The sequence below is a fragment of the Peptococcus simiae genome (genome assembly GCF_046569735.1).
Lineage (GTDB): Bacteria > Bacillota > Peptococcia > Peptococcales > Peptococcaceae > Peptococcus > Peptococcus simiae_A.
This window is the reverse complement of record NZ_JBKICG010000014.1, coordinates 26,593-40,756: the sequence shown is the minus strand read 5'-3', so window position 1 is coordinate 40,756 and position 14,164 is coordinate 26,593. Positions and strand designations below refer to the sequence as shown.

The following is a 14,164-nucleotide window of genomic DNA, read 5'->3' as shown; positions in this document are numbered from 1 at the left end:
GGCAGCCCTTTTGTCCTCATATTATAAAAAGGAGTGATTTCGTGACCAAAAAGACAAGGCTATTGCTCCTGCTTTTCTATCACAGCCTAGTGTCCGTTCATAGCTTATTGGCAATCGATAATTCAGAGCGTTCGACCTACCAGATCCTAAAGGATTTAAGACAAGCCCAATACATCAAGCCCCATCAGCTGGAATACAAGGTTAATGGCAGGCCCATCAAAGAGAAGGGTTACGCCATCACCCTAGAGGGGATAAGAGCGCTAAGGAAAGAGAGAGACCTTCCCCGGAGTTGGTACCCGGAATTAATTCAAGCCCTAGAGCTGCCGACCAGCCTAAACATAGTCGGGAGTGGTAATAGCCATCAGCGGTTATCCGAGTATCTCGGCAAGAGCAGAGCCTCCGTCTTTTCAGCCCTAATGGGAGCAAGGTTCAGCCCCTTGTACCTGTATAAAGGTAGAGAGATCCCGAACTCCTTGGGTAGCCTAGTAAGTGAAGCCACCGGCAAATTAGAGGACCCCGTCCCGGCCCTTCAGCCCCAAAGCCCCTACCGGTTTGTGAGCTACGACCACATCTTAGAGGAACTGATCAAGCGAGGGTTATATGATGCCCAGTACCGCCTTGGACGTGAAGCCGGAATACTTCAAAGCAGCGAGCGGTCACTACTTCTGTACGCCGGAAGCGAGAGAGGTCTGGGCTGGAGCAAGTGGCACCTCAAGTGTGAACTGCCAGCCTACTACAAGTACATGGCAGAAGTAGAAGAGAAGCCCCTAGACCGTGAAGCATACGCAGCCATTCTTTTTTCCAGCCCAAAGATTTTTAGCGATATATTTGCCGACAAGCGAGGCAAGCGGAGAGAGAGCGGCAAGCTGGGAGGTCACATAGACAAGCTGTACGCCTTTCCCGAGAGCCAAGCAGGGATAGCCAACGCCAAAGACTGGATAGACTATGGAGAAGGATTAACCGAGAGCCTCATTAGCGCAGCCATAGACCAAGGTGCCTATGAGAAAAACGACAAGCGGCTGTTTCCCCTAAAGCTTAGAGGACAGGACGTATACATCAGCCCCTACTTAAGCTACAGCGACCTAGAAGAGCTAAAAGGAATATCCAGCCCCTTCAGGATCCTCTGCCAGCCATGGCAGAAAGCCTACTATCGGAGAATCATGCCCGACAAAGCCTACGACCACCTCTATATATAAAGGAGCGATAACCATGGATAAGAAATCCATCCACAAAAAACTGATCCCCCTTGCCCTCAGTACAGCCCTTTTAATAAGCGTAGCCCCCCTACCCATAGAAGCAACAGAAGTCCCCCCAATTACCGAGAGCCAAACAGTCAATATAGAAACCATTAACTACCAGCCCCTAGCCTCCAATCAAGAAGTCACAAGCGAGAGCGAAGCCGACATCATCACAGACGGACAAGCAGAAGTCAAAGAAGAGAAAAGCAAGAAACACTTCTTTATTCTCGGCGGCGGCCTCTTAGCCATCATGATGATCACCTACCTCATAATCGGCCGAGTGAATAAAAAATAAGAAAGGAAGCCCCCAGCATGGATAGCCACCAAGAACACCTAAAAAAGCGACGAGAGTACTACCGGAAGAACTGGAGCCATATTCGCCAACGGGACAATGCCAACGCCAAGCGGCTAAGGCAAAAGCACCCCCAGAAGTACAAAAAGAAAACCCAAATCTACCTAGATAAGAATAAAAAAAAAGAGACAAGCACAATAGAGATGCAGCCCTTGACCTAAAGAATAACCCCGACTACCGCAATATTATTGCAGCCCTAGAAGAAGAGAAAGGAGGGCAAGAGTAATGCAGCCATACACCGACCAAGACCTAGAGCAAGAGAGCATCCCAATGCTTCAGGACAAAGACAACGCCCAACTCTACCGGGTAACAATGGGCCAAGATAACCTTCTTCTGCTAAAGCTGACAAGTGAGAGCGACAATCCCATTCACGTCATCTTGCCATCAGACGATCCCGGTAAAGCCCAGCTCTTTGAGAACCTCAAAGATACAGCCAATACCGTCCTAGATCAAGCCCAAGTCAAACAAGGCGAGGAAGAAATAGACTACCAATTCATCATCAACGAAGAACCCCCCCTAACCGCAGTTGACCTGAGCGAGAGTAAAGATAAAGAGCGAGCCATCTTCCACCTACAAGTAACAGCAGCCCTTATTCAGATTAACGCATGGTTAAATGGCTTAGGCAGCAGGCTGGGCCAAGTCAGCTATGATGACCTCTGCCTGTCACAAGAAACAGGGAATATTTTACTCCAGTCCCTTGTTTACGACCCCGAAGAAGAAGCCCTGTACTATAACCCACCCCTAGAAAAAGAAGTCGGCTCTGAAACCGCCTACCTGTGTGGGCAATTGTGGAACAGACTGAACAAAAAAGAGCCAACCGAAGCCCCCAATATAGACGAACCGCCTAAGATCCTCAGCAAAGAAAGCCAAGAGATGCTAGAGCAGCTTATCCTAGGCGAACCCTTAAATAACGAACTCATCTATAGCCAACTCCGTAACGAAATCCAACTTCTTTCAGCAGCCCCCCAAGAGAAAAAAAGCGGACTGAAAAAGAAACTCGCCGGGAGCAAAGAAAAAGAAGCTAAGCCAAAGAAGCGTAAGAAGAACCTGCCACCCCTACCCCTTCTTGTAGCAGGCGGCCTACTTGTTTCCCTAATGCTCTTCAGGCTCGTCAGCTGTCAGGCCCAAGATGACCCTGAAGATAGCAGTTCCACCATAGAAACAAGCGAAAGCAGCCAAACTGATAGTAGCGCCGACCTTGACTTTGAAAATTCCAACCTGTCCGAACTCGAAGAGCGTCAGGAAGAAGACGCTGCTCGTGAAAAAGAACTAGAAGAAGAACGAGAGAAGGAAGAGGAAGAGGCAGCCAAGGAAAAAGAAGAGGCTGAACAACAAGAAAAAGAGGAAGCAGAAAAGCGCCGGCAAGAACAGGAAGAAGCGGCTAACGCCAGAGAAAAGGAAAGAGAGAGCGCCTACAACGACCGACTCAAATCTCTTGAAGAAAGAAGCAGAGAGCTTGACGCAAGAGAAGCTAAACTCCGGGATATGCAGAACCAATTAAGTAAGGCTCAAGCCAACGTGCAGGCCCAAGGCCAAGCGAATAGGCAAGCCCAACCTGCCCAAAGTACCCAAGGAACACAACAGCCTACCCCGGCTAAGCAATCGGGCCTCAAAGCGAATACCAGCGAAGGTTTTTCAGTCAGTCCCTCCACAATTACCCTCGCCGTTAACGGTAAGGAAAAGCTGCTGCCGAATAAGACCTGCATTTGGCTCGTTGAAGATACTAGTATTGCTACCGTTGAAAAAGGCACCGTTATTGGCCAGGCTCAAGGCAAGACAACCATAAAAGCCCAAAGCCTGAAAGGGGAGACTTATACAATAACCGTGACAGTCAAATAAGCAGATGTTGAGATTAAAATGTATTCATTGTAATTAGTAGAAAGGAGGCATCCATATGCAAGGCAGGACCCATCTAATAGGAGGGCTAGCCGTAGGACTGGCTATGCTTAGCCTAGACCGGTTTCAGGTACCCTTGGAAAAATCCCTTGTATGCCTAACAGCTGCGTCAATAGGCAGCTTGCTCCCCGACATAGATACCCCGGAGAGCAAACTGGGTCACTTCGTAAAACCCTTATCCTTAGCCTTAAACAAGACCTTTGGCCACCGGGGCATCACCCATAGCCCTCTTTTGTTGGTCATCCTTTATCTGCTGCTTGAAGCCCTTGTTCCCGATTTTCATAACCCAGCCCTCTTTTTTGCAGCCGGGATGCTCAGCCACCTTGTATTAGATATGCTAAACCACAAAGGCGTCCCCCTCTTGTACCCCCTGCCCTATAAGTTTCATATTGCCAGCTTTAGAAACGGTAGCCTAGAAGAATTTACTATCCGAATGATCTTGTATGGCGCCTGTTTCTTGCTGTGCCTACACCATGTTATGGAGAAAGGACTGCCCTATGAACTATTTTAATATCGATTACGCCAAAGAAAAGATTGCTCTCTTAAACAAGCTCGCTGAAAGCCATCTTGAGCGAGCAGAACTACTTTCAGAGTTAGCCCTTATGACTGCCCTCCTAGCAGACCTTGAGGGAGAATATCTAGAAGAGGACCTACCTGAGAATTTCCCACCAGAAGAAGCCCTAGAGGAGCTTTTCCAGTCCCTCTTCGACAGGGGTGGTAGCATTGACTGAAGAGGAGAAAATAGCCGTCTGCCTAGGACGACTGAACCACAGGAGCATATATGACATAGCCGAGACCATAGGGATTACTAGCCAAGGAATCCATAACTTCTTAGATAAATTGCCCGGCGTAAAAGGTGAGTGTAGCATACCCCCTATTCCGGATAGCCTCGCCAAGCGAGTGATTACCTACTACTTCCTAGGCTATACAACCCTAGAAATATCCGAGAGGCTAGACCTATACCCCGGCGAAGTCATAGATGTATTTTCAGCCCTAAAGACCAAGAAAAACCCGGCCGTTCGCAGCAAATACTACCCGGCTGTTACAGAATGGATGAAAGAAAACGGCTACACCATCAAAGAATTTGGTCAGGCCATAGGCGTTCACCCCAATAAGCTAAGTGCTATTTTGCGGGGCGAGTACAGAAACCATATGACCTGCAAAGTTGCCCAGAAGATTAAAAGCTTTACAGGCCTAAGCCTAAAAGAGATCTATAGCGTTCAACTGAACAAAGGAGAGGTAAACTATGAATAAAGCACAAAAAAGACTTTTACTCGTAGTCGCAATAATCGGTTGCGTGATTCTCGGCTTTATTTTGGGAAAGATCCTCTTGAAACCTCCGGAAGTGGAAGCACCCAAAGAAAAACCCACTCACGAAACAGCAGAACTCAAGGCAGACCCTAAATACACCAATGATGAAGTTGTCCAATACAACTTTGGGAAAGGGACCTTGAAAGCAGGACTGGGCAAAAAGATTAAAGATGACCACATCTATCTTAATTTAGACAGTGATTACAAGGGCGGTATTGGCTACTATGTCGAAAGTAACCGTGTTCCCCTAGAACTTAGCCGGGGCCAAGACCAAACCGCCGATACCGTTGACCTTTCTAAAGAAACCAACCTTGTTATGCGGTCTCCCTACTACCAAATAGACCTAGGACCTAGCCGCTACCTAAACGAGAAAGATTACGGCATCCGCTGGCAGGATGACGAACTCTATGACGGGAAAAGAGGCGGTGCCACCATTAATATCCGGGGCATTGACCGAGAAAGCGGTGAACTCCTTTTCATTGCAGACCTAACCATCAGCTATAACAAAAAAACCGGCGAGTACCGGCTGGACACCTTAAAGAGTGCAGAAGTCCTAGACAAGCAGGATCTTAGCCCTAAAGAAAGAGATAAGGCCCTCCAAGAGGCAACAGACTTCGTTAATGACAAGCTTGAATTAGACCTACCGGAAGGCTGGGAAAAAGAAGCTAAAGAAAAGGCTATCTGCCATATGCACGAGATGACCTACTTTCCACGCTACCTAGATACAGCCAAGAAGGTGGCCTACAAGCGAGATATTACTACCTGCACCAACACCGTAGCAGTCAACCTGCCCCTTCCGGCAAACCGGTATGGCTTTGTAACCGTCTATTTTGCACCTAAAACCCAGCTGATTGGCCTAGAAAAGCCGACAGCCCCCGGAGAAGATGACCTTAACCTGAAACTCATAGGCTATGACCCCATCTATCCTAAAAACCCACAGACCGCTATTGCACCGCCACGTTTCTACGATTAAGGAGGGATTACTGTGGCAAAAATCCTAGATACAGCAGAGCAAAAAGAAGCCCTAAAAGAAATAACAGAAGGGATTAAAGTCATTCAAGATATAGATAAAGTCTTAGCAAGTGACAGTCCCCTTTGCCTGGGTATTTTAAGCGACAACAAGCTAAAAATAAGCCTAGATACCTATACCTCCGAGAGCAGTCAAGTCGAGCGCCTGCTGGGGAAATTACGCAACAAGGTAGCTAAGAAGATTCCTCCTCAAGCCCACAAGTTCCATATTGCCTTGACTGAAGAAGAGGAGGCCCTCCTTAGTGGCCCCCCGAAAGAAGAGAAGGCTGTAGAGGATAAGGCTGAATACCTGCAACATAACCGAAAATAGCCCTGCACTTTTCGTGTGGGGCTGAAAAAGATCACTAAAAATCTCTTAGGAAATTGAAAAGTATGTTGACAAATAAACTCTAAAATGGTAAGATGTATTTAGATAAAAACTTGGAAGTTGTGCCGTAAGGCGCATACAGAATGACCACGCTGTGCGAGTCGTAAATACACGGTGCGTCTTTTGAGGCGTTGCCGGCGAAGTATCTTGCAGCTGCAATAGGCTCGTAAAGTTCTTAACGAAAATGCCAGGCCTAGGTGACCACTCAAGGAAGCCACCTAGGACAAGCTGCGGTAAATGCCGAACCTTTAAGAACCCCCTTGCTTTAGCTATGGGGAGTGGTCAGTTTTTTTCTTTCTCCTTTTTTTGCAAGAAGATACCCGACAAGCCGAAAGGCAGGTCGGGTATTTTCGTATCTTCTTTTATAAGGCGACATGACCTAAAAGTACGCTGGGCCTATCCTCATTAAAATAAATAACATATACGCCGTTCAAAATAAAGTCCTTTTTCCCCGGCACGACAAAAGTAAAGTAGGATGGGATATCGTCACTTGTTGCAAAGACAACCTTAGTCCGGTTCCTTGCCTTAGAAGGTTTCACGTCCACAGCTGATACCACCTGCTCAACAATCTTCCCTGCCGCAAACTGGAGCTTTGTTTCCAACGCCATGTAAAGAAAGCAGAGGGAGATAACTATCCCCGTAAGGTAACTGATCCGCTTCTCCGTTATGGTTAGAAAAATACAAAAGAGAAAAACACCGAGGGCCATAAGGTACTGCATGAGAACCTTCTTTTGCAGACCGGCAGGTAATTCAGTTGTCCGGTAAGTACGGAAGCCCGCTAAAATCTTTTTTTTGAGGCCTTTAACCCATACAGATAGGTCAGCCATAGCGAGGCCCAGTTTACCATTATTTTCTTCTCTGGGCGCTTCCTGTGGGGTTTCTAAGGGCAGGGCTTCCTCTTCCGGCAGGTCCCCTTGAGGCGCAACCCCTTCATCTTCAGCATAGTCAGTAATCGTAAGTACCGTTCCTGTTAATTCTCCACGGTCATCCATGAGGTAGAGTTTCTTGTTTTCTTTATCATACCTACCCTCCCGTGTTAAGGTGCCAAAAGTAAAGACACGTCTTGGGAGCAGGTAAATTTCTTTTATGGTCATACCGCACCTCCTGTAAAAGCAAACATATTGTTCATAATAACATCATACCATTTTAATTGTTCGAGGTCTACATATTGTTGACTAAAAATTATAAAGATGGTATTATGTTGGTGGATTATAGCCATTCATAGAAGGAGGAACAAATGGCAATCGCAGAGCGTGAATTAGTAGACAAGACTGTTGAAGCAGCCCTTTATAAATACGGAGAAAAAACAGACCCACAGACCCTAAGGGCCTTTAAGAAAAAGTACTGGTCTAAGAATAACAATACAAATGATGTCCGGTCTATGACCTATGATATGCTTCTCGACTTTACTCACTTTTACAAGATAAGCCTAAAAGAGGCCCTTCATATTGCAGGTATTGATTTTCCGGCCCTAGAAGGGGAAGAAGCAGCATTTCTCGCCTTAGCAGAAAAGGTGGACGAGGCCATTTTACCCCACATAGAGGCCAGCCTAAAGCGAATCCTACCGGAGTTTTGGGAAGAGACCGTAAGTATTACCCCCACCAAGCGAGTAATGGAATACATAGATAGGTCTACCATTCCTCGCCGTCGGCATTTTGAGAACCAGTCCCTTCAGACCGCTTGGGAAGACAGGACGGCATCTACCACCCTAGGGACCAAGGACCTGCCGGAGATTGTCCGTGAATTAAATTTGACCCTTTCTTGGATTTTAAATACAAGGGAGCCGACCGGCCTATATACCGATAACGATCAAGTTGAGCGGATCCTGAACCTCTTTATTTTACTCCAGCCCTATGCTAAAAAGACCCTAATTGAGGCCTTGAAAGACAGTCAGGAGGTAGGCTGATGGAATTATTAAAGACATGGCAGAAACTCCCCGAAGAAGATAAATACAAGGCTTCCATCCCTATAGCCAAGGTCCTGCGTAATGATGCCTCCGGAAGAGTGAGGGACCTAATAGAAGCCCAAGGGAAGACCGCCAGCTATGTGTCTGAACAGATAGGTGTCAACCGAGGCGGCTTTTCCCGGAATTTAAAGGGTAGTTTCAATTGCCCCCTAGATAGCCTGCGCATATTGGCCTACCAAGAGTTTAACGTCAGTATTCACTATATATTCTTTGGAGAGAAAGGAACCAGCCAGCTACCGAGGCTCTTAGATGAAGTCATGGTAGCAGAAGACCTGCCTAAATTAGAGGCTCGACTGGGGAATCCGGCAGTAGCCCCTCCCCTTTTAGACAGGCTTAGAGAACTGGCAGAGGATAGACACCTGCCCCTGCCAAACCTAGGTGGTGTAAAGGCTTCTCAAGACCTCAAGATGACCTTCCGTAAACTAGAAAAGGATCCGGACTTTACACCAAGAATAAACTTCTTTATTTTCCTAGCCATGTACTTAGATACCTCCATGGACTACTTCCTTGGGAATAACTACGCCCGGTTTACAGACGTATCTGTCCATGGGAAGCCTATCCGGGACAAGGAGCGCTTGGAATTTCTCCGGCGTTACCTAGAACTAGATAAAGAAGGGCAGGTGCAAGTAGCCGGTCGTGTCCTAGCTGGGGGCTGGCAAGAAAAGGGTAAAAGGTAGACAAAGGTCCTTTCAGTCCAAGAAGACATATTTATATATAGGCACGCCTTCGGGCGTGTTTTATCTTGCTTAAATATTGACTATAAACAACAAAAGTTGTATAATGTATATATATTAAATTTCCGGAGGCTATTGTAATTTCGGTAGGCAGTAGTATAATCCGGTGACGTGAGCCGAGGCGTCTTTATTATTGTGCCGACCAGTGTATTCGCTGGCCGTAGTCCTTGCGAGTAATTGCAAGGAAGTAACCCTTAACTGGGAATGATGGGGAAGTACAGATAGGGACCTTGTGTCCATTTTTAAGTTAATCAAGAGATATGTAAGAAAGATGATCTTTCAAGCATATCTCTTTTTTTATTGCCAAAAGTAAGGTATACTGAAAGGAGAAAGTATATGTGTGAAGAAAGATTCTTTGCCTTAACCAATGATGGGATGTTTCATTATGTCATGCAAGAGAGCCAATATGCTCTCAAGATGTTAACAGCTTCATTGCTGTCTAAGCATCCGGATGAAATCACCTCAGTAGAGGTTAAAAATCCTTATGACTATGGGAAGTGCGCAGGTTCAAAAGATATTATTTTAGACGTAAAAGCGGTTGTTAATAAAGACACTGTTGTCAATATAGAAGTGCAGGTCAAAGCATTCAAGTATTGGCGTTATAGATCACTTTATTATGCAGCCCGGATGGCAGCAGAAACTGACCCAAATAGGGATTATGGAAGTCTACCTATCATTAGGCAGTTTAGTATCTTAAACTATACCTTTGATAGGGAAGATCCGGGCTTTTTCTCAACCTATGAGTTGCGCAACGTGGAAAACGAAAAGAGCTTTACTGACCGTTTCCAGATTTCCATTATGGACCTGACACAGAATCGGTTGGCTACTTGGGACGATGCTATCTATGGGCGCACCTTATGGGCAGACCTATTTAAGGCTAACTCATGGGAAAAGCTCGAGTCCCTAGCCCTAAAAAACGAAGTGGCAAAGGAGGTAGTAGAAATCATGTATAAAGCAGTAAAAGATGATGAAACTGCCCGTTTTTTAACAGACCGGGAGCTTGCTAGAAAAGAGCGCATCTCTATCCGTGAAGAAGGTAGGATGGAAGGGATGGCTCAAGGAATGAAAAAGGGAATGGAAAAGGGAATTAAGACCAAGAACTTTGAGTTTGCTAAAAACTTATTAGTTGAAGGGTTCTCTCGTGATGATGTGAGGCGGCTAACAAATTATCCGTTTTCTGATGAAGAATTAGACGGCCTCAAATAAGAAAAACAAAGCTAAATATAAGAGATATGTGAGGTAGTAGAAATCATGTATAAAGCAGTAAAAGATGATGAAACTGCCCGTTTTTTAACAGATCGGGAGCTTGCTAGAAAAGAGCGCATCTCTATCCGTGAAGAAGGTAGGATGGAGGGAATGGCCCAAGGGATAAAAAAGGGAATGACAAAAGGTGTAGAACAGGGTAAAAAACAATTAGCCCTAAGGCTCATCAATAATGGTGTTGACCTAGCTTTAGTCAAACAAACACTGGATTCCGATCTTCCTGATGATGAATTCATTGAGTCTCTAAGAAATAATTAACTAAAAAAACAAAAGCTAAATATTAAGAGATATGTAAGAAAGTTAATCTTTCAAGCATATCTCTTTTTTTATTGTAAAAAGCTATAACTATGGGAAAAATAGGAGGAAAAAAGCATGGCTAATATTTCAGATGCGCACGGTGCTATCTTCTTTGACTGTGACCAGTCCGTTATGGAGGAGATTTACCGTCAAATAGAGGAACAAAAGTGGTATTACGGCCACCCGGAACTAGAAGAGATGCCCAAAAGTAGAACGTGGCTGGAGTTTTATGGAATCGGTCGCTGGCTCTTTGCCAATAGTATCGAGCGGTTTTTCGAAACCCTGAATCCTATGGGACCGGTTACTGTCAAGTGGGATTTTGTCGACTACGAGCCCGGCATGGAGGTCTTTTACACAATGAAGTGCGAAACCGCCTATAACCCGGATGCGGAGTATGCTACAGAGCTTATCGTCACTGAGGACTACGACTTGGAAATTAATGCTGAAAACTTGGAAGCGTACGGCTATGAAGAGATGGCAGCGGATACCTTTACCGATTATGGCCTCTTTAACTTGCAGGCCGAACTGGAGAAAAGGGGTTCCTACTTGCTGCCCTACTTATTCAAGGATATGTCTCGCCGGCAACTCGTTGCATTTTTAGACGAGAATAATCTCCGGATAACAGACTGTCTTGAATGTCTTGCTAATACTTTAGAGGAAGAGCTGCACGATTATTTTATAGACTAGGCCAAAGAAAATTGATACCAAAGAGATATGGAAGCGGAAAGATTATCCTGCCGACATATCTCTTTTTTGTTTTTTGGAGAAAAGGAGAGAAGAACAAAATGGAAATACGCATTGAGCAAATCGTAGATATTTTAGGGCTGGAAAGAGAGCGGCGGTCACAAAAGGCCGATTCGTTCAATGTTCGCTGCCCCTTCTGCAATGATCACAAGTACCACCTGAATATAAATACAGCCAAAGGGGTTTTTAATTGCCCCCGGTGTAGTACAGGTGGCGGCAAGCTGGATCTATACAGTCTTGTCCGCTTTGGCCGTAAATACATTAAAGGAGACCGAGAGGTCTTTCACCGTCTTTTGGAAGAAATTGGCGAAGACAACAGAAATTTTGAATACAAAAAAGAACGGAATGTCGTGGAAAACAAGTATGAGGCAATCCTGCCTCCAAGCGATAACGTCCTCCACGAGGCCTATGGTGCAGTCCTCCGTTTTAAGCCTTTTGCTTTATCGGAAGAGCATAGACAGAACCTCTTGGATAGGGGACTGAGAGAAGAAGATATTGAAAGAAACGAATATAGGACTATTCCTGCTGAAATGCCTTGGATAAAAGGCTATAAGAAAGCACTCAAAGTGGCGGAGATCATGCGAAAGCCTCTACAAAATAGGGGTTTTAATCCAAGCATCTACCACATTGCCGCAGGTGTCCTCTTAGCAGACCACCTAGCCGGGCAGGGTTATAACCTCAAGGGTGTGCCGGGCTTTTACAAGCTTTGTGGACATTGGGGCTTTAACCTTTCTTCCGGGATGCTTATTCCCACTCGGAATATGAACGGGGAGGTTGTAGGGCTGCAAGTGAGAGTAGACAAGGGCAACGTTCGCTACTTAACCGTGTCCTCAAAAGGGCTACCGGAAGGGGCAACTGAGAATATCTCCCGGACCCACTTCCCGTTAGGCAACCCGGTTCTTCGCAATAAAGGGGCCATTCTTTTAACGGAAGGACCCTTAAAGGCTGACGTGGCTCGCCTCCTTATGGGCGGTGCTTCTCCCTTTATGGCTCTACAAGGAGTCAACAACACAAGGGACCTATCAAGTGAGTTCCAGTCCTTAAAGGAAATGGGTGTGTCGCAAGTAGTCGAAATGTTTGATATGGATAAAGTCATTAACCCCAACGTCAGTAAGGCCTCAAAGAAGATTGAAGACCTTGCTCATGAGGCTGAAGTGGACTTTACGAGGCGGTACTGGGCTTTAGATGAGTGCGAGCGGCGCTATGCAGATCTATTGAAATTAGCGGCTTTTAACGGCATCCAGGTCCCGGAAGAGACCGGTAACGTTGTCGTAGATACAGTTGGAGCAGCCCAAGCCTTATATGCCTCCGGGAAAGTAAAAGACTACTTTTCCGGGAAGGCGCTTTGGGATCCGTCATCCAAAGGGATCGATGATTACCTGCTGAAGCAGATGAAAGCCAAAGAGGAGCAGGAAGCTAAGTTGGTCGTTCTCCCAAACAAGGAGACGCTAACGGAAAATAAAGAAGAATCCACTGTTGAACACTCAAGTGGTCTCTTGCAGGCGGTTAAACGGAAGTTTGCATTTTAGAAAAGGAGAAAACGATTATGGAAATTAAAAATAAAACCTTAGAAAAAGTTATTGCAATGGATAGCGATGGAGAAATTCTTTTACAGGTAGAAATTTCTTTCGATAAATACAACACCTTAAATGTGGAGTATTACATTTATCGAATGGAAGCTTACTCTTATCAGGAGTTGTATGAAAACATCATTGAAGAGCTTGAGAGGATAGGTGTTATTGAAGATGCAGCTACCTATGTGCCGCTGAGTGATGAGTTTATTTGGCCTAGGAGCGTATCAGTGGAAGAAATGCAGGAGTTTATCTTTGATGGGATGGAATCCATTGGGATGGAATCCATGAAGGCTTATTATTACCCGCCATTTTATCCCACCTTTTTAGATAGCGGCTCTAAACTCGAACCGGCTCACTATATTGACAACCTGTCTCCTGAGGTAGAGGTGTTGATTTCCCTTTGCAAGCGTCATCAAGGGAAAGAGTTATCCGACTCCTTGGCAGGCTTCATCAGGTACTGGTTTGAGGAGCTTGAAGAAATCAGCCCGGAAGATGTAGTGGCAGCCCAATAGGACTGGAGAAAGAAAGCTAAAGATTATTCTAGAAAGGAAATTACTATGTTAAATCAATTAGAAGTTTTTACCAAGGAAGAGTTTGGGAGTATTCGCACAATGATTATTGATGACGCTCCATGGTTTGTCGGTAAAGATATAGCGCAGGCGTTGGGGTATAGTAACTCAAGAGACGCCATTAGAAAGCATGTTGACGATGAAGATAGGGGGGTAGCAAAATGCGACACCCCCGGCGGAATGCAGGATTTAGCGGTTATCAACGAATCCGGCTTGTATTCCTTAATCATGGCAAGCAAACTGCCGGAGGCAAAAGCCTTCAAACGTTGGGTAACCTCTGAGGTCCTGCCATCTATCCGGAAACACGGTGGCTATATCGTTGGTCAGCAAAATATGGATGACCTTGAATTACTTTCTAGGGCAGTCCTTGTGGCCAATAGCGTGATTGCAGAAAAACAAAAGGTAATTGAAAATCAACAAAGTCGGATTGAAGAAATGGATCCTAAGTCCAAGTATTATGATGCCTTGGTGGCTTGCAATCATCTGACCAACTTTAGAGATACAGCCAAGCTTCTAGGGCTGGGACAAAAGGTTTTCATTAACTGGCTCTTAGAAAAGAAATTCCTCTATCGAGACAAGCGACAAAGGCTCCTGCCTTACAGCGTCAAGAATAGAGGGTATTTCCGGATTAAGGAGTGGGGCTACGGCGTTGAAAAAGCCGGTGTTCAGACCTTGGTTACAGCTAAGGGTCGGTCTCGCTTCTTAGAACTACTGGATCAAGAGGGATTATTGGCTAATCAAGTAGTAATTTGTTAAAAGTGAGTTGACCAGAAACTCTTTATATAATAATAAGTTGCGAACTGGAGTATGATACAATAGATACC

At 45.5% G+C, this 14,164-nt stretch carries 18 protein-coding genes; 17 read left to right on the top strand and 1 reads right to left on the bottom strand.

The window, feature by feature from the left end; translation table 11 throughout:
• The first annotated feature begins 41 nt into the window (after nucleotides 1-41).
• The 9 genes from ACLGL1_RS07010 to ACLGL1_RS06970 all read left to right on the top strand — a co-directional run bounded on the left by ACLGL1_RS07010 (nucleotide 42) and on the right by ACLGL1_RS06970 (nucleotide 6,136).
• Nucleotides 42-1,196: a hypothetical protein gene (locus tag ACLGL1_RS07010; RefSeq protein ID WP_411007988.1), complete on the top strand. Its 1,155-nt coding sequence runs from the start codon at nucleotides 42-44 to the stop codon at nucleotides 1,194-1,196.
• A 13-nt stretch (nucleotides 1,197-1,209) separates the two neighbouring features.
• Nucleotides 1,210-1,533, top strand: coding sequence for a hypothetical protein (locus ACLGL1_RS07005; RefSeq protein WP_411007987.1), 324 nt, complete (start codon nucleotides 1,210-1,212; stop codon nucleotides 1,531-1,533).
• Nucleotides 1,534-1,550: 17 nt separating this feature from the next.
• Entirely contained in the window at nucleotides 1,551-1,751 is a 201-nt protein-coding gene (locus ACLGL1_RS07000) for a hypothetical protein (RefSeq protein ID WP_411007986.1), read from the top strand.
• A gap of 64 nt (nucleotides 1,752-1,815) precedes the next feature.
• The gene (locus ACLGL1_RS06995; RefSeq protein ID WP_411007985.1) at nucleotides 1,816-3,429 is read left to right on the top strand and encodes an Ig domain-containing protein; all 1,614 of its coding nucleotides are present in this window, start codon (nucleotides 1,816-1,818) and stop codon (nucleotides 3,427-3,429) included.
• Between the two features lie 55 nt (nucleotides 3,430-3,484).
• Nucleotides 3,485-3,997: a metal-dependent hydrolase gene (locus tag ACLGL1_RS06990; RefSeq protein WP_411007984.1), complete on the top strand. Its 513-nt coding sequence runs from the start codon at nucleotides 3,485-3,487 to the stop codon at nucleotides 3,995-3,997.
• Nucleotides 3,984-4,217 (top strand): hypothetical protein, encoded by a 234-nt coding sequence (locus ACLGL1_RS06985; RefSeq protein ID WP_411007983.1) that lies wholly within the window; start codon nucleotides 3,984-3,986, stop codon nucleotides 4,215-4,217. The genes ACLGL1_RS06990 and ACLGL1_RS06985 overlap by 14 nt, the downstream gene beginning before the upstream one ends.
• A complete protein-coding gene (locus ACLGL1_RS06980) occupies nucleotides 4,210-4,740 on the top strand; it encodes a helix-turn-helix domain-containing protein (RefSeq protein ID WP_411007982.1) in 531 nt (176 codons plus the stop codon). The genes ACLGL1_RS06985 and ACLGL1_RS06980 overlap by 8 nt, the downstream gene beginning before the upstream one ends.
• Nucleotides 4,733-5,770, top strand: a complete 1,038-nt coding sequence (locus ACLGL1_RS06975; protein WP_411007981.1) for a hypothetical protein — start codon at nucleotides 4,733-4,735, stop codon at nucleotides 5,768-5,770. Before ACLGL1_RS06980 ends, ACLGL1_RS06975 begins: the two co-directional genes overlap by 8 nt.
• 12 nt (nucleotides 5,771-5,782) lie before the next feature.
• Nucleotides 5,783-6,136 carry a hypothetical protein gene (locus ACLGL1_RS06970; protein ID WP_411007980.1) on the top strand — a complete coding sequence of 118 codons (354 nt, stop codon included), beginning with the start codon at nucleotides 5,783-5,785 and terminating at the stop codon, nucleotides 6,134-6,136.
• A 419-nt stretch (nucleotides 6,137-6,555) separates the two neighbouring features.
• Here the strand turns inward: ACLGL1_RS06970 and ACLGL1_RS06965 are convergent, their stop codons facing one another.
• Complete coding sequence (locus ACLGL1_RS06965) at nucleotides 6,556-7,287, bottom strand: hypothetical protein (protein WP_411007979.1); 732 nt, start codon at nucleotides 7,285-7,287, stop codon at nucleotides 6,556-6,558.
• Nucleotides 7,288-7,430: 143 nt separating this feature from the next.
• Between ACLGL1_RS06965 and ACLGL1_RS06960 the strand changes: the two genes are divergently transcribed.
• The 8 genes from ACLGL1_RS06960 (at nucleotide 7,431) to ACLGL1_RS06925 (ending at nucleotide 14,096) form a co-directional block, all read left to right on the top strand.
• The gene (locus tag ACLGL1_RS06960) at nucleotides 7,431-8,099 is read left to right on the top strand and encodes a hypothetical protein (RefSeq protein ID WP_411007978.1); all 669 of its coding nucleotides are present in this window, start codon (nucleotides 7,431-7,433) and stop codon (nucleotides 8,097-8,099) included.
• Nucleotides 8,099-8,836: a hypothetical protein gene (locus tag ACLGL1_RS06955; protein WP_411007977.1), complete on the top strand. Its 738-nt coding sequence runs from the start codon at nucleotides 8,099-8,101 to the stop codon at nucleotides 8,834-8,836. Before ACLGL1_RS06960 ends, ACLGL1_RS06955 begins: the two co-directional genes overlap by 1 nt.
• Nucleotides 8,837-9,229: 393 nt before the next feature.
• Nucleotides 9,230-10,099: an Rpn family recombination-promoting nuclease/putative transposase gene (locus ACLGL1_RS06950; protein ID WP_411007976.1), complete on the top strand. Its 870-nt coding sequence runs from the start codon at nucleotides 9,230-9,232 to the stop codon at nucleotides 10,097-10,099.
• 45 nt (nucleotides 10,100-10,144) lie between these two features.
• Nucleotides 10,145-10,414: a hypothetical protein gene (locus ACLGL1_RS06945; protein ID WP_411007975.1), complete on the top strand. Its 270-nt coding sequence runs from the start codon at nucleotides 10,145-10,147 to the stop codon at nucleotides 10,412-10,414.
• 114 nt (nucleotides 10,415-10,528) lie between these two features.
• The gene (locus tag ACLGL1_RS06940) at nucleotides 10,529-11,140 is read left to right on the top strand and encodes a hypothetical protein (RefSeq protein ID WP_411007974.1); all 612 of its coding nucleotides are present in this window, start codon (nucleotides 10,529-10,531) and stop codon (nucleotides 11,138-11,140) included.
• Between the two features lie 98 nt (nucleotides 11,141-11,238).
• Complete coding sequence (locus ACLGL1_RS06935) at nucleotides 11,239-12,726, top strand: hypothetical protein (protein WP_411007973.1); 1,488 nt, start codon at nucleotides 11,239-11,241, stop codon at nucleotides 12,724-12,726.
• 17 nt (nucleotides 12,727-12,743) lie between these two features.
• A complete protein-coding gene (locus ACLGL1_RS06930) occupies nucleotides 12,744-13,283 on the top strand; it encodes a hypothetical protein (RefSeq protein WP_411007972.1) in 540 nt (179 codons plus the stop codon).
• A gap of 45 nt (nucleotides 13,284-13,328) precedes the next feature.
• Complete coding sequence (locus tag ACLGL1_RS06925) at nucleotides 13,329-14,096, top strand: BRO family protein (RefSeq protein WP_411007971.1); 768 nt, start codon at nucleotides 13,329-13,331, stop codon at nucleotides 14,094-14,096.
• Nucleotides 14,097-14,164 lie beyond the last annotated feature (68 nt).